General features: G+C 66.1%; 14 protein-coding genes. 9 read left to right on the forward strand and 5 right to left on the reverse strand.

What is annotated here, in order from left to right:
• Positions 1-164 precede the first annotated feature (164 nt).
• Genes npdG through cofH form a run of 5 tightly spaced genes read left to right on the forward strand, consistent with a single transcriptional unit; the run spans position 165 to position 5,539 of the window.
• The gene (gene npdG / locus ASE00_RS09950) at positions 165-824 is read left to right on the forward strand and encodes an NADPH-dependent F420 reductase (protein WP_056379822.1); all 660 of its coding nucleotides are present in this window, start codon (positions 165-167) and stop codon (positions 822-824) included.
• Positions 824-1,606, forward strand: coding sequence for a coenzyme F420-0:L-glutamate ligase (cofE, locus tag ASE00_RS09955; RefSeq protein WP_056379824.1), 783 nt, complete (start codon positions 824-826; stop codon positions 1,604-1,606). The genes npdG and cofE overlap by 1 nt, the downstream gene beginning before the upstream one ends.
• Positions 1,603-2,577: a 2-phospho-L-lactate transferase gene (gene cofD / locus ASE00_RS09960; protein ID WP_056379826.1), complete on the forward strand. Its 975-nt coding sequence runs from the start codon at positions 1,603-1,605 to the stop codon at positions 2,575-2,577. Before cofE ends, cofD begins: the two co-directional genes overlap by 4 nt.
• A complete protein-coding gene (gene cofC / locus ASE00_RS09965; protein WP_056379828.1) occupies positions 2,574-3,218 on the forward strand; it encodes a 2-phospho-L-lactate guanylyltransferase in 645 nt (214 codons plus the stop codon). The genes cofD and cofC overlap by 4 nt, the downstream gene beginning before the upstream one ends.
• Positions 3,215-5,539, forward strand: a complete 2,325-nt coding sequence (gene cofH, locus ASE00_RS09970) for a 5-amino-6-(D-ribitylamino)uracil--L-tyrosine 4-hydroxyphenyl transferase CofH (RefSeq protein ID WP_056379829.1) — start codon at positions 3,215-3,217, stop codon at positions 5,537-5,539. Before cofC ends, cofH begins: the two co-directional genes overlap by 4 nt.
• On the opposite strand, the gene ASE00_RS09975 is transcribed toward cofH, so the two are convergent.
• From ASE00_RS09975 to ASE00_RS09985, 3 genes are read right to left on the reverse strand one after another with little or no spacing between them, the layout of a single operon-like run.
• Positions 5,531-6,727: an acyl-CoA dehydrogenase family protein gene (locus ASE00_RS09975; RefSeq protein ID WP_082594603.1), complete on the reverse strand. Its 1,197-nt coding sequence runs from the start codon at positions 6,725-6,727 to the stop codon at positions 5,531-5,533. The two genes, cofH and ASE00_RS09975, sit on opposite strands and share 9 nt — an antisense overlap.
• Positions 6,728-6,739: 12 nt before the next feature.
• Positions 6,740-8,035 carry an acyl-CoA dehydrogenase family protein gene (locus ASE00_RS09980; protein WP_200957918.1) on the reverse strand — a complete coding sequence of 432 codons (1,296 nt, stop codon included), beginning with the start codon at positions 8,033-8,035 and terminating at the stop codon, positions 6,740-6,742.
• Between the two features lie 49 nt (positions 8,036-8,084).
• Positions 8,085-8,738 (reverse strand): TetR/AcrR family transcriptional regulator, encoded by a 654-nt coding sequence (locus tag ASE00_RS09985; RefSeq protein WP_056379831.1) that lies wholly within the window; start codon positions 8,736-8,738, stop codon positions 8,085-8,087.
• Positions 8,739-9,096: 358 nt separating this feature from the next.
• Here ASE00_RS09985 and ASE00_RS09990 point away from each other — a divergent pair, with 358 nt between their 5' ends.
• Positions 9,097-11,202, forward strand: coding sequence for a transglycosylase domain-containing protein (locus ASE00_RS09990; RefSeq protein WP_056379833.1), 2,106 nt, complete (start codon positions 9,097-9,099; stop codon positions 11,200-11,202).
• Positions 11,203-11,272: 70 nt separating this feature from the next.
• Here ASE00_RS09990 and ASE00_RS09995 read toward each other — a convergent pair whose 3' ends face one another.
• Both ASE00_RS09995 and ASE00_RS10000 read right to left on the reverse strand, forming a co-directional pair.
• Entirely contained in the window at positions 11,273-13,543 is a 2,271-nt protein-coding gene (locus ASE00_RS09995) for a TonB-dependent receptor (RefSeq protein ID WP_082594604.1), read from the reverse strand.
• Positions 13,544-13,746: 203 nt separating this feature from the next.
• Entirely contained in the window at positions 13,747-14,805 is a 1,059-nt protein-coding gene (locus ASE00_RS10000) for an aromatic ring-hydroxylating dioxygenase subunit alpha (RefSeq protein WP_235538620.1), read from the reverse strand.
• A gap of 364 nt (positions 14,806-15,169) precedes the next feature.
• Here ASE00_RS10000 and ASE00_RS10005 point away from each other — a divergent pair, with 364 nt between their 5' ends.
• The 3 genes from ASE00_RS10005 to hpaI are packed head-to-tail and all read left to right on the forward strand — an operon-like array spanning position 15,170 to position 17,924.
• Positions 15,170-16,303: an LLM class flavin-dependent oxidoreductase gene (locus ASE00_RS10005; RefSeq protein WP_056379836.1), complete on the forward strand. Its 1,134-nt coding sequence runs from the start codon at positions 15,170-15,172 to the stop codon at positions 16,301-16,303.
• Positions 16,304-16,320: 17 nt separating this feature from the next.
• On the forward strand, positions 16,321-17,127 hold the full coding sequence (gene hpaH / locus ASE00_RS10010; protein ID WP_056379839.1) for a 2-oxo-hept-4-ene-1,7-dioate hydratase: 807 nt from the start codon (positions 16,321-16,323) through the stop codon (positions 17,125-17,127).
• Positions 17,124-17,924: a 4-hydroxy-2-oxoheptanedioate aldolase gene (gene hpaI, locus ASE00_RS10015; protein WP_056379842.1), complete on the forward strand. Its 801-nt coding sequence runs from the start codon at positions 17,124-17,126 to the stop codon at positions 17,922-17,924. The genes hpaH and hpaI overlap by 4 nt, the downstream gene beginning before the upstream one ends.
• Positions 17,925-17,998: the final 74 nt, after the last annotated feature.

Raw genomic sequence — 17,998 nt, forward strand, 5'->3', positions numbered from 1 at the left:
GAACAGGACGAACAGGACATGACCCTCCAGATCGGCGACACCGAAGACGCCGCCGAAGCCATTCGCGCCTTCGTCGAAAAACGACAGCCCGTCTTCGCCGGACGATGATGATAGACGACACAGGCTGTGAGGCCCCATAAACGACTGGAAGGACTGGAGAGACCTTGAAGAACATCGCAATTTTGGGCGGGACGGGCGCGCTCGGCGCGGCCTTGGCGGGACGCCTCGCGAAGGTCGGGCATATGATCTGCATCGGCTCACGCGATCCGGACAAGGCCCAGGCATTTGCCGCTACGCTGAATGATGCCGCAGCTGGCCGACGGGTCAGCGGCGCAGGCCTGGCCGAAGCGGCGGTCCAGGCCGACATCATCTTCGTCACCGTGCCCTATGCCGCCCACCGCGACACGCTCACGCAGATCCGCGAAGCGGCGCAAGGCAAGATCATCGTCGACGCGACGGTGCCGTTGCAGCCGCCCAAGGTGGGCACCGTTCAGCTGCCCGCCGCGGGCTGCGCCGCGCTCGAAGCCGCCCAGCTGCTCGGGCCCGACGTTCGCCTCGTGTCCGCTTTGCAGAATATCGGCGCGGAGAAGCTCGCTTCGGGTGCAAAGATCGACGCCGATGTGCTCGTGGCCGGCGACGATACCGATGCGGTGGAAGCCGTGCGCGACATCCTCACGGAGCTGGAGATGCGCAGCTGGCACGTCGGGCCGCTCGCCAACTCTGCGGCGGCCGAGGCGCTCACCTCGGTCCTGATCCAGCTGAACCGCCGCTACAAGCTGGTGCAGGCCGGTATCCGCATAACGGGTCAGGCAAAGGACGCCTGATGAGCCAGGCTGGGGCGACAGGTCTTTCGGTCTTGCCGATTCCCGGCCTGCCCCTTTTTGCCGCAGGAGACGATCTGGCCGGCGCGATAGCCGACGCGCTGACGACGGCGAGCATCACGCTACGTGACCGTGACGTCCTGGTCGTCGCTCAGAAGGTGGTGTCCAAGGTCGAGGGCCGCACGCGCAGCCTGTCCGGCATACGGCCAGGCCCCTCCGCCATCGAAGTGGCGGCGCGGGCGAAAAAGGACCCCGCGGTCGTCGAGCTCGTCGAGGGGGAAGCCCAGGCCCTGATGCGCGTGGCGCCGGGTGTGATCATCGCGCGGCACCGGACGGGCCATGTTCTCGCCAATGCCGGCGTCGACGCGTCCAACCTTGCTCCCGGAAACCATGATTCCGTACTGCTATGGCCCGAAGATCCCGACGCAAGCGCGCGATCGCTTCGCGCGCGGTTGGAGGCCCGGTTCGGAGTGCGGCTTGCCGTGATCGTCGGCGACAGCCTGGGCCGCGCCTGGCGGATGGGGACGATGGGCACCGCGATCGGCGTCGCCGGCATGCGCCCGGTGCGCGACCGGCGCGGCGAACCCGACCTGTTCGGCCGCGTCCTCGAAGCCACCATCATCGGCGTCGCCGACGAGATCGCCGCCGCCGCGTCACTGGTCATCGGCGAAGGCGCGGAAGGGACCCCGGCGGCCATCGTCCGGGGCGCATATTATGAAGACGCCGACGGCGACGGCGGGATCGGCGAACTATTGCGCCCCATCGAGCAGGACCTGTTCCAGTGACCAGCGCCGGCCATGTCATCGCGCTCTGCGGCGGCGTGGGGGGTGCGAAGCTGGCCTTCGGGCTGACCCGGCTGCTCGACCCCGAAGGGCTCAGCCTGATCGTCAACACCGGCGACGATTTCGAGCATCTCGGGCTGACCATCTGTCCCGACCTGGATACCGTCACCTACACGCTGGCGGGTCTTGCCGATCGCGAGCGGGGTTGGGGCCTTGCCGGCGAGACCTGGAACTTCATGGCCCAGCTCCGGAAGCTGGGCGGCGAGCATTGGTTTAACCTCGGCGACAAGGACCTGGCGCTGCATGTCGAGCGCACGCAACGGCTCGCCGCTGGCCAGTCGCTTTCGCAGGTGACGGCTGGGGTGACGGCGGCGCTGGGCCTGCGTCACGCGATCGTCCCGATGTCGGACCAGCCGGTTCGCACGATCGTCGACACTATCGACGGCCCCCTGCCCTTCCAGCATTATTTCGTACGCGAGCAATGCCGCCCCGTCGCGCGCGGAATATCCTTCGCGGGCGCGGAACAGTCCGTTCCCTCCCCCGCCTTCACCGCTGCGCTCGGCCGCCAGGATGTCGCGGCGGTGATCATCTGCCCATCCAACCCCTATCTCAGCATCGATCCGATCCTCGCCATCCCCGGGGTGGCCGATGCGCTGGCCCGGCTCGATGCGCCGGTCGTGGCGGTGTCCCCGATCATCGGCGGACGCGCGCTGAAGGGCCCAGCCGCGAAGCTCCTGGCCGAACTCGGCGGCCTTTCCGGCGTGACGGCGGTGGCGGCGCATTATGCCGGGCTCGTCGACGGGCTGGTGATAGACGAAAGCGATGCCTGCGAAGCGGACAGACTCCGCGAAACCGGCATCGCGGCGCTTGTCGCGCCGTCGGTAATGACGTCGGACGACGATCGCATCCGCCTCGCGCGCGACACGCTCGCATTCGCTACAGGCCTCACCCGCAGGGAGCTTCGCCGGGCATGAGCACCCATGCCGTCATCGCCGTGCGGGGCGGAGAGGCCGCCAAATCCCGCCTTGGCGGGTGCCTCGACGCGCCCCAGCGCGAGGCGCTCGTCGCCGCGATGCTGCTCGACATGCTCGCTACGCTGCACGGCGTCGAGGCAATCGCCAAAATATGGGTCGCGACACCCACGCCGGCGCTCGCCGCGCTGGCCGCCCGGGCCGGCGCGAGCGTGATCGCGGACGGCGAAGCCGGCGATCTCAACCGCGCCTTCGACCAGGCGCGCGCGCTGATCGCCATCCAGGCGCCCGACGCATCCATCCTGCTGTTGCCGGGCGACCTCCCGCTGATCGCCGCCGATGAGGTCGAGGCGATCCTGCAGCCGGCCCTGCGCGGCGCGATCGTCATCGCCCCCGCGGACACCGATGGCGGCACGGGCGCGCTCGCGCTTCCGGCGCATTGCCCGCTCGCGACCGCCTTTGGCCGCCACAGCTTCGCCCGCCATCTGGCCGCCGCCGCCGCCCATGGCTTCGACACCCATATCGTACGGGCCACCGGCCTGAGTCTGGATATCGATCGCCCGACCGACCTCGACGCCATGGCACATCATGGCGTGACGGGCCGCACCGGGGACCTTCTGAGCAGTTGGAAAACCGCCGCATGAACGACAGCAGCCTGCGCCATCATCTGTTGAACGCGCCTCTCGACGAGGTGATGGCGCGCAGCCGCGCGATGCGCGATGCTACCGGCGCCCGCCGGCTGACCTACTCGCGCAAGGTCTTCATCCCCCTCACCCAATTGTGCCGCGATGTCTGCCATTATTGCACCTTCGCCAAGGCCCCGCGGCGGCTCGGCTCAGCCTATCTGCCGCCTGATGAGGTGATCGCCATCGCGCGGGCGGGTGCTGCGGCCGGCTGCAAGGAAGCGCTGTTCACGCTCGGCGACAAGCCCGAGCTGCGCTACGCCGCTGCCCGCAACGCCCTCGCGGCGCTGGGTTTCGGCAGCACCGTCGACTATCTCGAACATGTCGCGGGGCGGGTGCTCGACGAGACCGGCCTGATCCCGCACATCAATGCGGGGGTCCTGACGCGCGAAGATTATGGGCGCCTGCGGCGCGTCTCGGGCTCGATGGGGCTCATGCTCGAAAGCGCATCTGACCGGCTCGGCCAGCGCGGCGGCCCGCATTTCGGCTCTCCCGACAAGGCGCCCGCCGTGCGGCTCGCTTCGATCGCGGCGGCGGGTGAAGCGGCCATCCCCTTCACCAGCGGGATATTGATCGGAATCGGGGAGACGCGCGAAGAGCGGCTGGACAGCCTGTTCGCCCTGCGCGACCTCCAACGGCTGCATGGCCACCTGCAGGAAGTCATCGTCCAGAATTTCCGGGCTAAGGCCGATACGCGCATGGCGCAGGCGCCCGAGCCGAGCGAGCGAGAACTGCTCTGGAGCGTCGCCGCCGCGCGGCTGATCCTGGGCGCGGAGGTCGGCGTGCAGTCGCCGCCCAACCTGAATCCGGGACGGACCCGCGCCCTGATCGACGCGGGGCTCGACGATTGGGGCGGGATATCCCCCGTCACCGTAGACCATGTGAACCCCGAGGCGCCCTGGCCCGAGATCGCCGAACTCGAACATCAATGCGCAGCGGCCGGCCGCTCGCTCGTCGAGCGGCTCACCGCCTATCCCGCCTACATGGCCGCTCCGGGCCGCTGGCTCGATGCGGCGGTCGCTCCGGCCATCCTCCGCCATGCCGATGCGGAAGGCCTAGCGCGCGACGGGGCGTGGAGTCCGGGGATGTCGTCTGCCTCGCCCGGTTCACCAGAACGGCCGCTGGGCGCTTCGGCACCCGCCCTGCTCACCGACGCGCGGATCGATGCGATCCTGTCACGGGCAGCGGCGGGCGACAGTCTGGACGAAGGCGACGTCACCAGCCTCTTCGCCGCACGCGGCGGGGCCGCGGAGACCATCGTCCAGGCCGCCGACCAGCTTCGCCGCGCCACCGCCGGCGATACCGTCACCTATGTCGTGAACCGCAACATCAATTACACCAATATCTGCACGTTCAGCTGCAGCTTCTGCGCCTTTTCCAAGACCTCCGCGAAACATGGCGCGCGCGACAAACCCTACGACCTGCCGTTGGCGGAGATCGCGGAGCGGACGCGTGAAGCGTGGGCGCGCGGCGCCACCGAGGTCTGCCTCCAGGGCGGCATCCACCCGCGCTACACCGGGGACACCTATCTCTCGATCTTGCGCGCGGTGAAGCAGGCCCAGCCCGATATTCACGTCCACGCCTTCTCGCCGCTGGAGGTGAGCCAGGGCGCCGAGACGCTGGGAATGCCTATGGCCGACTATCTTCGCCTGCTAAAGGACGAGGGCCTCGGTTCGCTGCCCGGCACCGCCGCCGAAATTCTCGACGACGATGTCCGCGCGATCCTGTGCCCGGACAAGCTGACGACGTCGGGCTGGCTCGACGTCGTCGCCGCCGCCCATAGCGTCGGCCTGCGCACCACCGCGACGATCATGTTCGGGAGCGTCGAGCAGCCGCGGCACTGGGCCCGGCATCTGCTCGCCATCCGTAATCTGCAATTCGAGACCGGCGGATTCACCGAGTTCGTGCCCCTGCCCTTCGTCCACATGCTGTCGCCGGTCTATATGAAGGGCCGCGCCCGCAAGGGGCCGACCTGGCGCGAAACCATATTGATGCATGCAGTGTCGCGGATCGTGCTCCATGGCGCGATCGATTCGATCCAGGCGTCCTGGGTAAAGCTCGGCGTCGACGGCGCCGCCGCCTGCCTCAATGCCGGCGTGAACGATCTCGGCGGCGTGTTGATGAATGAATCGATCAGCCGCGCTGCCGGAGCCGCGCACGGGCAGGAACTGACCGTCGCCGATCTCGAGGAAGCCGCGGCGGCGGCGGGACGGCCGCTCCGCCAGCGAACCACATTATATGCAGAGGCGTCGCCCAGACCGGTCGAATATGCCCTAGGCTAATGCGCCTTGCTGCGCGGTCCACCACACCGGGAGCAGCTCATACCAGCGCAGTTCCGCGGTCTTGAGCGTATTCTCCAGCGTCCGGGCGCGCAGGCTGTCATGGCTGTCGCTGCTGCCCAGCAGGATGTCCGCGACGACCGCCCGCTTGAAATAATGCGCGATCGGGCACTCGTCGGTCATGGCGATGCCGCCATGCATCTGGATAGCCTGACCGCACACATGCTTGGCGGCGCGGCCGACCAGCGACTTGGCCTGCGAGACAAGGCGCGCGATGGTGGGTTCGTCGCCGCCGTCGACCGCGAGCAGCAAAGCGAACAGCATCGACCGCGCCAGCTCCATTTCCGCCGCCATGTCGGCCAGCCGGTGCTGGAGCGTCTGGAAGCTGCCGATCGGCACGCCGAACTGGGTGCGCCGTTTCAGGTAGTCGGCGCTTAATTCGATCGCGCGTTCCATGATGCCGACCAGCTCGGCGCACAGCGCGACCGTGCCATAAGCGAGGCCGTGGCGCAGCGCGGGCAGCGCGCGGTCCGGTTGCCCCAGCAGCGCGTCGCCGCGGACGAACACCCCGTCGAAGGCGAGCTGGGCGGCCTGGCTGCCGTCATGAAGTTCCAGCGCGCTGATCATCAGGCCGGGCGCGGCGGCATCGACCAGCAGCAATATCGGCTGATCGTGGGTGACGGCGGAAACGATGAAATGATCGGCTTCCACGCCGCCCAGCACCAGCGTCTTGCCGCCATGGAGGATATAGCCATCCGGCGCGCGCTCGGCGCGCAGCATGATCGGCTCGGGCATGCCGCGCGACTGCGGCTCGCTATAGGCCAGCGCTACCCGCGATTTCCCGGCGATCAGATCGGGCAGGACCCGCGCAAGCTGCTGCGCAGAGGCGCCCGCGACGAGCGTCTGTGCCGCCATCACGGCGCAGCCGAGATAAGGCTCGATCACCAGGGCACGGCCGAACTCCTGGGCGATGATGGCCGTTTCGAACAAGCCGCCGCCGCTGCCGCCATATTCCGATGGCAAGGCTGCGCCCAGCCATCCATTATCCGCGAAGGCCCGCCAATTTTCGCGCCGGGTCGCGGCATCCCGACCCGGCACGGCGATGCCGGCGGAGACGCCCGAGGCCTTCGCCACGAAACTGCGCACGCCGTCGCGTAACGCTTGCTGTGCGGGATCGAGTTCAGCGTCCATCGTCCGCGCCCCTCACAGGCCGAACATCGTCTTCGCGATGATACAGCGCTGGATTTCGCTGCTGCCGCCGTAGATGGTCGCCCCCCGCCGGAAGAACATTTCCGAAGCAATATTCCGGGCGAAGTGGGGAAGCGGCGCGAACGGATCCTCGTTCGACTGGTCGATGGTTCCGCGGATGGCGCCATAGTCGCCCAGCGCTTCCACCAGGAAGTCGGTCAGCCGCTGTTGAAGCTCGGTCCCCCTCAATTTCAGCATCGACCCGAGCGCGCGCGCGGCGGGGCTTCGGTCCTGCGCCTGGTCCATCGCCGCGACGCGCGTGACCATCATCGCCACCGCCTCCAGCTCGGCCTCGAACCTGGCGAGGCGCGAGGCGAATTCATGCTGCTCTATCAGCAGCTTGCCGCCCACCCGCTCGCTGCCGCCAAGTTCCTTCAGCTGCCATAGATAGGCGCGCAGGGCCGGAAGGTCGGCGCTGGCGGCGTGGCTGCCGTCCAGGAAGAATTTGGTGATCGACCAGCCTTCATTTTCTGCGCCGATGCGGTTGCCAGAGGGCACGACGACATTGTCGAAGGTGATCTCGTTGAGATGGTGGAAGCCCGCGATGCTCCGGATCGGACGCACGCTGATCCCAGGCGACCGCAGGTCGGCGAGGAGGATGCTGATCCCCGCCCGCCCCGTCACCGCCTCGCCGGTCCGCACGAGCAGGAAGATCCAGTCCGCCTGCTGGGCGTGGCTGATCAGCGATTTCACGCCATTGACGACATAATTGTCGCCGTGCCGCTCGGCCCGGGTACGGATCGCCGCCAGATCAGACCCGGCCTGGGGTTCCGAAAAGCCCTGGCACCAGAGTCGGTCGCCATTCAGGATCAGCGGTATGTGCTCGGCCTTCTGCTCCGCGTTGCCGAAGCTGTTCACGACTGGTCCGAGCAACTTCTGCCCGACGATGTCCTGCGTCGGCGTACCGGCGGCGACGCACTCCTCCTCGAAAATGATGCATTGTTGCGTCGTCCAGCCGGCACCGCCATGTTCGCGGGGCCACGCGGGCGCGCCCCATCCCCGTTCGGCCAATATACGTTGCCAGCGGACGACGTCCTCGCGCAGCGACATCATCATCCGCGGCCGGCACGCGAGGTCCGCAGGAACATGCTCGTGCAGGAACTGCCTGACCTCGTCGCGGAAGGCGGACAGGTCCGCCGCCGTGACGAAACCCAGCGGAAGAGCTTCCCGCGTCCGATCCAGCGAGGCGGCAAAACCGTCCAGTTCCTGTGCGCCGCGATCCGAAAAAACTGCGCTCTGATGGATACCCACGATCATCACCTCCAATAAGCATTTCGGCCGCGTGAATCACGATAGGGCGCTAGATTTCGCCAAGTCCGCCGCGAACGAATTTCATATATGTCCGGACGACCTGCTCGAGCGCGGCTTTGTCGCTTGCCCCGCTCTTGATGTACCGGATGTAGAGATATTCGCGCGCGGCCATCAGCATATAGGCCACGGCCTCGAGCTCGCTGCTGTCGAACCGGTCGATCCCGCTGTCGATCAGGCCGCGCCGCAGCGTCTCGACATAGGGCCAGGTCACCAGTTCGAGATGCTTTGCATGGGCGATCGGCGCGGCGCCGTTTGCTTCGGTCGAAACGCGGAAGAAACCCGGATTGATCTTCATATATTCGAAGAACGCGCGAAAGCCGCGTTCCTCCTTGTCGAACACGTCCGCCGCGCCCGCCACCCGGTTCCGGATGAACTCGATCATCTGCTGGCCGACATGCGGCAACAGTTCGTCCAGGAGCGCCTGGCGGGATTTGAAATAAAGGTAGAAAGTACCCTGCGCGATCCCCGCGGCCTTGGTCACGCGCGCCACCGAGCAGCCCGCATAGCCATATTTTCCAACGACCTTCATCGCTGCCCGAAACAGCGCCTCGCGCGCCTCGGGCGCAAGTTCGTCGCGGCTCAGGCGTCGGCACGCCCCCGCCCCCCGCGCCTCCGATGCGCCAGACCCGGCAGCCTTTCCCATGGATGAAGGGGCTCGATCCGGGACAGGCTCGGAATGCGCTGGCTCCGCGACCCGCCGGGCCGACGGCCGTGCGATAGCCCTGCCTTTGATGGCGACCTCCTAAAGTCTTTCTGTTCTGACGCCGTGGCCGGCCATTCGGACCGGTGATCGGGCGAGATGAGAAAGCTAGGTGAACGATATCGATGAGTCAAGAGTCACTGAACCTTGAGTCGGTGACTTACCATTCAGCCAATGATCGACTCGTGCTGTTCGGGCATATCGTGGCGAATGCACGACGCAGGGGATTTTCGGCTATGGCATAAGGAGCCCGGTTGGGCGTACAGCGTCGGCCTCAACACGAAGGCGACCATTCCCACTGATGATTCCCTGGCTCTCCCGCAAACGGGCGGACGCGCCCGCGGCCGATGCAGCGCCCCCGGGCGCGCCACAGATCGAGCCGGGACGGCGGAGCGGCTGGGCATGGCGTCGGGCCGGACGATGGGCGCTCTACGCGTTTCTCGGCCTGTTCCTGCTCGCCGTCGGCTGGGCGACCTGGGTCGCCCCGCCCTGGGGTTCGATGCAGGCGCCGCAGAAGCCCGCCATGATCTATATCAGCGCCGACGGCACGCCGATCGCGCGCCGCGGCGAGCATGACGTTCCGGTCGATGCGGCATCGCTGCCGCTTCGGGTCAAGGGAGCCTTCATCGCGATCGAGGACCGGCGTTTCGCGAGTCATCACGGGGTCGACCTGCGCGGCCTCATCCGCGCCAGCTGGCGGAACCTGCGCGCCGGCGGCGTGGTCGAAGGCGGTTCGACAATCACCCAGCAGCTCGCCAAGAACGCTTTCTTGACGTCGGAACGCCGCATCGGCCGCAAGCTGCAGGAGTTCGTCCTCGCCGTCTGGCTCGACGCCTGGCTGAGCAAGGACGAGATATTGTCGCGCTATCTGTCGACGATCTATTTCGGCGATGGATCGCATGGTCTCCGCGCAGCGGCGCGCCATTATTTCCAGAAGACCCCCGAAAATCTCAGCGTCGGCGAAGCGGCGATGCTGGCGGCGATGGTAAAGGCGCCCAGCCGGCTCAATCCGGTCGCCGATCTCGATGCGGCGCAGGCGCGGTCACGTCTCGTGCTCGCCGCCATGGCCCGCGAGGGCATGATCTCGCCCGCCGAGGCATCGAGCGCGCGGCTGGCCAAGCCCAATGTCGCGGACGATGAACTGCCCGGCGGCACCTATTTCGTCGACTGGCTGGCGCCCCAGGTCGAAGCCGGGATTCGCGACGGCGCGGGTCAGGTCGAGATTCACACCACGCTCGACGGCGGACTGCAGAAGGCAGCCATCCGGGCGCTGACCACGGTGCTCTCGCGCCAGGGTGACGCGGTGCACGCCACCCAGGCCGCGCTCGTCGCCATGCGCCTCGACGGCAGCGTCGTCGCGATGATCGGCGGCCGCAGCTATCGGACGAGCCCCTATAACCGGGTGACCCAGGCCGAACGGCAGCCGGGCTCGGCCTTCAAGCTGGCCGTCTATCTGGCGGCGTTCGAGAATGGCTCCACGCCAGACACGGCGGTGGAGAACGGGCCGCTGACCGTCGATGGCTGGACGCCGCGCAACTATGGCGGCCGTTATGGGCCACCGACCACGCTGCGCAATGCTTTCGCGCAGTCGAGCAACGTCGCCGCGGTCCGGATCGCCGAGCAGGTCGGCCGCAACAAGGTGGTGGATGTCGCGCGGCGGCTGGGGATCACCGCGCCGATCACGCCGGGCCCATCGATGGCGCTGGGCAGTTCGGGCATGACCCTTCTCGAGCTGACCGCCGCCTATGCCGCGGTCGCGAGCGGCCATTATCCGGTCCGGCCCACCGGGCTCGCCGACGCCGGAGCGCCCACGGAAAGCCATGCGCTCGATCCGCGCGCGCGGGAATCGATGCTCGATCTGCTCTGGACGGCCACCAATCAAGGCACCGGGCGCGGCGCGGCGCTAGGCATCCCCTCCTTCGGCAAGACCGGGACCACCCAGAATTATCGCGATGCGCTGTTCGTCGGCTTCGCCGGCGGGCTGGTCACCGGCGTATGGGTCGGCAATGACGACGACTCGCCGATGCGTGGCGTGACTGGCGGCACGCTGCCCGCCGAAATATGGCGCAGTTTCATGAGCCAGGCCAATCTGCACGAGGATGATCTGCCGCTCCCCGAAACGCTGCGGATGTCGATCGCCCAGCGCCAAGAAGCGATGCGGCAGGCAGCGCTGGATCGTGAGCTGGAGGCACTGCAAGCCGCCGAGGAAGAGGAACAGTCGCCGCTTGAGCGCTTCTTCGACGGCCTCGTCCCTGGCTTCCTGCGCAGCGACCGTTCCAGACGGCTACAGGAGCTTCGCGAGGAGCGCGACCGTGGCTGGCCCGAAGAAGATGATCGAACCCCCGAAGAGCGGCGGCGGGACGACCTCCGCTGGGAACGCGAACAGGAACGCGACCCGCAATTCTGATTTCAACATGTCCGCACAAGAAAGAGGCGGCCGGTCTGCCGACCGGCCGCCTCGCCTGCTTCTCTGAACCTTAGAAGCTGTACTTGGCTTCCAGGCCGAAGGTGCGCGGCGGCGAGATCGCGCCCTGGGCCGGCGAGCCCAGGATCGGCGTATTCACGACACCGCTGGTCTTGGTCGTGATGTCGGTGATGTTCTTGACGAACGCCGTGACCTGCCAACGCGCGTCGCTCTTGTAGGTCAGCGACGCGTTGATCTTGGCATAGGGCTTCTGGCTCAACAGGTTGAGGTTCGCCGGGGTGAAATAGTAGCGCGACGAATATTCGCCATCGACCCGCGCCGCCATCGAGCCGGCGCCGAGATCCCAGCTATAGGTACCTGCGAGGTACATCTGGAACTCCGGCGCGTTGTTCAGGTGGTTGCCGCTGAAGTCGACCGACGCCAGCAGCGGACGGGCGCCATCGGGCCCGATATAGCTCTTATATTTGGTGTTGAGGTAGGATCCCGACGCCTCCAGCTTGAACTGGTCGCTCAGGATCGCGTCGATCTGCGCTTCCACGCCATAGACGCGCGCGGTGGCGGCGTTGGTCGTCACGACGACCGGCCCGACAACCTGGAGCACTTGAAGGTTGGTATAGTCATACCAGAAGGCGGCGGCGTTGAAGCGAAGCATGTTGTCCGCCGTCGTCGTCTTGATGCCCGCCTCATAAGCGGTCAGCTTTTCCGGCTCGAAGGCCGGGGCGACGGTGGAGACGTCATAGCCGCCCGATTTGAACCCCTTCGAATAGGACGCGTAGAGCATCGTCCGGCTGTTCATCTGATATTGGATGCCGAACTTCGGGGTGGTCGACTTGAACGACACCTTGGGTTCGGCCGTCACCGGCGGCAGCGGCGTGTCGTTCGAATAAGGCGAGTTCGAGACATAGGGCGTCGTCAGGCTGAAACCGTTGATCAGGAAGGCTTCCTTGCTTTCCTTGCTGGCGCGGACGCCCGCGGTGATCGAGAGGTTGTCGACGACTTCATAAGTCGCTTGCGCGAAGGCCGCCTTCGCCCGGGTCTTGATCGTGCCGCCGACCTCGACGAAGTCGACGATGTAGTCGGGCGTGCCATCCTCGGGGATGCCGAAGAAGCGGTTGAGCAGCGATCGTGCGAAAGGCGACGCTCCGGGAATCGAGGCGTCCTTTTCGCGGAAATAATAGAGGCCGGCGGTCGCCTTCAGGCGGTCCGAGCTGTAGTTGAGCTGCAGTTCCTGGCTGAACTGGTGTGCCGGTTCGCCCGCGATGAAGAAGGCGTCGACATTGCTGCCCGCACCCAGCGGGGTGAAGGTCAGCGAATTCTGGTCGCGATAGCCGGTGATCGACTTGAGCGAGACCGCACCCAGATCCCATTCGAGGATGCCGGTGATGGCATCGACGCGCAGGCGGAACTTGGGATCGCGCGGGCTGACGACATCCTGCAGGTCGGAGGCCGCATAGCCCCCAAGCTGGGCGAAGACCGGCGGGGTGCCGAGCGCGCCCGGCAGGCCCGTCGTGCCGGTCGCTCCGAAATAGTGGAGCGCGGCGCCACGGTCGTCCTGCTTGTAATGTTCGTAGATCAGCGTGCCGGTGATGTCCTCGGTCGGCTTCACCACCACCGTGCCGCGAACGCCCCAGGCGTCCTTATCGCTGATGTCGGTGCCGGTGACGAGATTCTTGCCGTAACCCGAATGCTTGTCGATGAAGCCCGCGACGCGGACGAGGATCGCGTCCCCGGCGACTGGGCCGCCGACCGCGCCTTCGAGGTTCACCGCACGATAATTGCCGACCATCGCCCTGACGAAGCCCGACCATTCATTGGTCGGACGCGCGGTCGAGATGTTCACCGAGCCGGCGGTGGCGTTCCGGCCATAGAGGGTGCCCTGCGGGCCCTTCAGCACTTCGACCGCCGACACGTCGAACATGCCGGCGAGCTGTGCGATCGGGCGCGAGACATAGACCTCGTTCGAGTTGACCGCGACCGCGCCTTCGGCGGTGGGCAGGAAGCCTGAGCTGCCGATGCCGCGAATGTGGAGCTGCGCATAACCGTCATTCTCACCCATTTTGAAGGCGGGGACGAGCTGCTGCATGTCGGTGAGGGTGCGCACCTGCGCCTGGGCCAGCGCGTCGCCGGTCAGCGCGGTGACAGCGATCGGGGTGCGCTGCGCACTGTTGCTGCGCTTTTCGGCGGTCACGATAATGTCGGCCAGGCCGGTGGTGGCGTCTTCGGCCGCCACAGGCGCGGCCTCCTGGGCCTGTGCCCCGGCCATGGCGAACAGCATGTTCGCGGAAATCGCCGACGCAAATAATATCGATCGAGCAGTGATCATGATTCAGGTCCTCCCCATTTATTCATGAGTTTCGTTTTTCTGGAGCCGCCTTCTTGGCTGGTCACTCCAAAGCATATCCGATTTATTCAGATTATCTTATTGATCTGAAAGCGATATTCCAAATCGTGAAAAACACTTTTTCCAATATCAATTGTCTAATTTTGATCGATAAATCTCTGTGATATCTATTTTTTTCTCGAACATTATGAAAGCGCACGCTGCTCTTCACGACACATCTTGGCTATTCGCCGCCGCACCCGGATCGCGGCGGCGTCGCTCGGCAGGATTGCCGGTTTCAGCGACCAGAACTCCTCGCCCGCCATGCGATCGGCGACGCCTTCGACCATCGGGTTGTCTTCGGCGAGGAAGACACGGTTCTGCGCCTCGCGCACCATCTCCGGAATCCACGCCTCGTCGTCGCCATAGGAGCCCGAGCTTCCGAAGAAATAATGGGTCGTCGCCTCGGTTTCGGGGGTGAAGATGTGGAAGGCATAGCCGCTCGCATCCACCACCGGGTCCGCACCGCGCGGCACCGCGCCGAAATCCATCATCGTGACGGAGGGCGCCATCCATTCGACATTGTTCCACTGGTCACAGGGCTGGCCCTGGAGGGGACCGAAACCACACAGCGTGTCCGGCATCCACAACTCTGCGCGGATCTTCCCGTCGGCCTCGCTGACATCCACCTCGGCCGCGCGCATGCTGGCATTGCCCAGCGACCCGTCGTGCAGGAAGCCGACATGGGTCAGGTCCATGAGGTTGTCGATCTCGAGCAGCCAGTTCGCCCGGACGTGGAGATAATTGCCGAGATTGTCGTGGCCGCCCTCGGGCGGGATGCGGTGGAGGTCAGGGATGCTCGCGGGGTCGGCGAGCGCCGGATCGCCCGGCCAGATCCAAAGGATGCGGTGCCGCTCGACCAGCGGATAGGCGCGAACATGGGTGCCCGGCGGGAATTGGCCCTTTCCGCCCGGATTGGCGATGCAGGCGCCGGTCCGGTCGAACTGAAGACCATGATAGCCGCATTCAAGGCGGTCACCTTTCAGCTTGCCCAGGCTCAGCGGCGCGAAGCGGTGCGGGCAGCGGTCTTCGAAGGCCACCGCCGCGCCGTCGTCCAGACGGAACATCACCACCGGCTTGCCGAACAGACGGCGGGCGAGCAGCCCGTCGGCAACCTCACTCGCCCATGCGGCCATATACCAGGCGTTGAGCGGGAAGCTGCGCGCGGGCTTGGTCATCGCCTCATGATGGTCATGGGCGGTCATCGACGGCGATCCCGCTCGTGGCACCGTGCCCGATATTGCTGACCCGAATGGCGGCCACCCCTCATCCTCAAGTCCCATCGCATTGGATGTCGTTCTGCTTTCGGGCAGCTTAAGTCCGATGGCGTGCCGCGGTGTAGGCGCGCACCCGAAAGACATTCTTTCCAATTTGGCACTTGGGTGGAGCCAGAGCGCTACGCCCCGTCCGCCCCGCGCGCCGTCCCCACTGCGTTCGAGCAAAACGCCACAATGTCGCCGCGCCCTGCCCCCGCTTTTTCCAATTCGGAAATCCAGTGGTTCCGCCGCGCGATTGTCAAAGCCAGCGCACCGGCTCAGGCTGGCTTCAACTAAAAGGAGCGACGTGAGGATGAAAAGCTGGAAGGATGATCCGCGGGCGGACACCAACCCTGTGTTCAATGACAATCCGCTCAAGCTTGGCCTGTTCGCCCTCAACGGCATCGGCATCAGCATGACGACGGCGCCCGAGGCGCTCCACACGCGCTGGGACGAATCCAAGATCGTGTCGGAACTGGCCGACAAGGCGGGTTTCGAGGCGAACGTGCCCTATGCGCGCTGGCGCGGCTTCGTCGAGGAAGAGCCCGAGCATCGCAGCGGCAACGTCATGGACTGCTACACCTGGGCCGCCGCAACGAGCCAGCTCACCAAGAACAGCGGCGTTTTCGCGACCTCTCACGTGCCGACGATCCACCCGATCGCCGCCGCCAAGCAGTGCGCGACGATCGACCAGATTTCGGGCGGCCGCTTCGGCCTCAACGTCGTCGCGGGCTGGAACAAGCCCGAGCTCGACATGTTCGGCGCGCCGATGAAGGAACATGACGATCGCTACGCACAGGCGGCCGAGTGGATCGAGATCATCCAGCAGCTGTGGAGCCGCGACGAGGCCTTCGACTATGAAGGCCAGTTCTATTCGATCAAGAAGGGTATCAGTCTGCCCAAGCCGCGGCAAAGCCCGCCGCCGATCATGAACGCGGGCGGATCGGATCGCGGCCGCGCCTTCGCGGCTAAATATGCCGACATGGCCTTCGTCATCGTCAAATCCGACGACCCCGAAGAGATCCGCGCGGAAACCGACCTTTATCGGCGCACGGCGCGCGAGGAATATGGCCGCGATCTCCAGATCTGGTCCTATGCCTATGTCGTCCAGCGCGACACCGAACAGGAAGCCCGCGACTATCTGAACTATTATGCCGTCGAATATGGGGACGATAAGGCCCTCGACGGCTGGATGCGGCTGCAGGGCATGCACACCCAGTTGATGCCCAAGGACGTGATGGAGGCGATGCGCTTCCGCTTCAAGGCGGGCAATGGCGGCTTCGAAATGGTCGGCACCGCCGAACAGATCGCCGAGCGCTGCCAAATCCTGCACAAGGGCGGTATCGACGGCGTGCTGCTCGGCTGGTGCGGCTATGCCGACGGCATCCGCCGCTGGACGAAGGACGTCTCGCCGCTGCTGATCAATGCCGGATTGCGGCGCAGCTGACGTCGAAGGAAACGCACATGCCCTTCGATCAGGCTCTTATCGACGATCTCGCCGGCCGGCTGGACCGCGCCGAACAGACGCGTGAGCAGATCCCGCAATTCTCCCGCGCCCATGCCGGCATGACCATCGACGACGCCTATGCGGTGCAGCACGCCTGGATCGAAAAGAAGATCGCGGCGGGCCAGAAGGTGATCGGCCACAAGATCGGCCTCACCAGCCGCGCGATGCAGCGCGCGGTCAACATCACCGAGCCCGATTATGGCGTGCTGCTGGCGCCGATGCAGTTCCATGACGGCCAGACCATCCCGTTCGACCGGTTCATCGAACCGCGCGTCGAGGTGGAACTCGCCTTCATACTGAAGAAGCCCCTCGAAGGGCCGAACTGCACGATCTTCGACGTGCTCAACAACAGCGACTATGTCGTGCCCGCGGTCGAGATCATCGACGCCCGCATCGAACGCATCGACCGCGAAGGCCGCGGCACCCGTACCGTGCTCGACACGATTTCGGACAATGCCGCCAATGCCGGCATCGTGCTGGGCGGTCGGCCGATGCGCCCCGACGCGATCGATCTGCGCTGGGTGTCGGCGATCCTCTATCGCAATGGCGAGATCGAGGAGACCGGGGTCGGCGCGGCGGTGCTGAACCACCCCGCCAACGGCCCCGCCTGGCTCGCCAACCGGCTGTCACGCTTCGGCGTGGCGCTGGAGCCGGGGCAGATCATCCTCGGCGGATCGTTCACCGCACCGGTCTTCGTGCGGCGCGGCGACAGCTTTCATGTAGACTATGGTCCGATGGGTTCGATTGGAATGCACTTCGCATGAACAGTTTCAAGCAGGCCCTGGCCGATGGACAAAAGCAGATCGGCCTGTGGCAGGCGCTCGCCAGCCCCTACAGCGCAGAAATCTGCGCCGGGGCAGGCTTCGACTGGCTACTGATCGATGGCGAACATGCGCCCAACGACATCCCGCTGGTCCTCCAACAGCTTCAGGCGGTGGCGGCCTCGCCGGTCGAGCCGGTCGTCCGGCTGCCCTCGGGCGATCCGGTGTTGATCAAGCAATATCTCGACATCGGCGCGCGCAACCTGCTGATCCCGATGATCGAGAGCGGCGCGCAGGCGGCCAGGATGGTCGCCGCCTGCCGCTATCCGCCGCGCGGCATTCGCGGCGTCGGATCGGCGATCGGCCGCGCCAGCCGGTGGAACCGCACCCCGGAGTATCTGCACAAGGCCGAGCAGGAGATATGCCTGCTGCTCCAGATCGAGAGCGTGGACGGCCTTGCCGCCTGCGCCGACATCGCACGGACAGACGGCGTCGACGGCGTATTCGTCGGCCCGTCCGATCTCGCGGCGGCACTCGGTCATCTCGGCGACCCCGGCCATCCCGAGGTCCAGTCGGCGATCTTCGGCGCGATCGATACGATACGAAGCGCCGGGAAGGCCGTCGGCCTGCTCGCCGCCGACGAGACGCTCGCGCGCAAGGCGCTGGCGGCGGGGGCGAGCTTCGTCGCGGTCGGCACCGACATCACCATCCTCGCGCGCGAGGCCGAAGCGCTCGCCCGCAAATTCCGCGAGGACGCGGCGCCAGCGACGCCCCCGTCGTCGAGCGGCCAGATCTACTGACGTCGAACCACCCTTCGCTCATCCTGAGTAGGGTCTTCGCCACGCTCAGCCCCTACTCAGGATGAGCGGGGTGG

The sequence above is a fragment of the Sphingomonas sp. Root710 genome (genome assembly GCF_001429065.1).
Taxonomy (GTDB): domain Bacteria; phylum Pseudomonadota; class Alphaproteobacteria; order Sphingomonadales; family Sphingomonadaceae; genus Rhizorhabdus.

Bases quoted from the DNA above. Each gene is read 5' to 3' on its own strand.
- ASE00_RS10005 (WP_056379836.1), top strand. From the start codon at position 15,170: ATGAAAAGCTGGAAGGATGATCCGCGGGCGGACACCAACCCTGTGTTC.
- ASE00_RS10000 (WP_235538620.1), bottom strand. From the start codon at position 14,805: ATGACCGCCCATGACCATCATGAGGCGATGACCAAGCCCGCGCGCAGC.
- cofC (WP_056379828.1), top strand. From the start codon at position 2,574: ATGAGCACCCATGCCGTCATCGCCGTGCGGGGCGGAGAGGCCGCCAAA.
- hpaI (WP_056379842.1), top strand. From the start codon at position 17,124: ATGAACAGTTTCAAGCAGGCCCTGGCCGATGGACAAAAGCAGATCGGC.
- ASE00_RS09990 (WP_056379833.1), top strand. From the start codon at position 9,097: ATGATTCCCTGGCTCTCCCGCAAACGGGCGGACGCGCCCGCGGCCGAT.
- hpaH (WP_056379839.1), top strand. From the start codon at position 16,321: ATGCCCTTCGATCAGGCTCTTATCGACGATCTCGCCGGCCGGCTGGAC.
- ASE00_RS09995 (WP_082594604.1), bottom strand. From the start codon at position 13,543: ATGATCACTGCTCGATCGATATTATTTGCGTCGGCGATTTCCGCGAAC.
- cofH (WP_056379829.1), top strand. From the start codon at position 3,215: ATGAACGACAGCAGCCTGCGCCATCATCTGTTGAACGCGCCTCTCGAC.
- cofE (WP_056379824.1), top strand. From the start codon at position 824: ATGAGCCAGGCTGGGGCGACAGGTCTTTCGGTCTTGCCGATTCCCGGC.
- ASE00_RS09985 (WP_056379831.1), bottom strand. From the start codon at position 8,738: ATGGGAAAGGCTGCCGGGTCTGGCGCATCGGAGGCGCGGGGGGCGGGG.
- ASE00_RS09975 (WP_082594603.1), bottom strand. From the start codon at position 6,727: ATGGACGCTGAACTCGATCCCGCACAGCAAGCGTTACGCGACGGCGTG.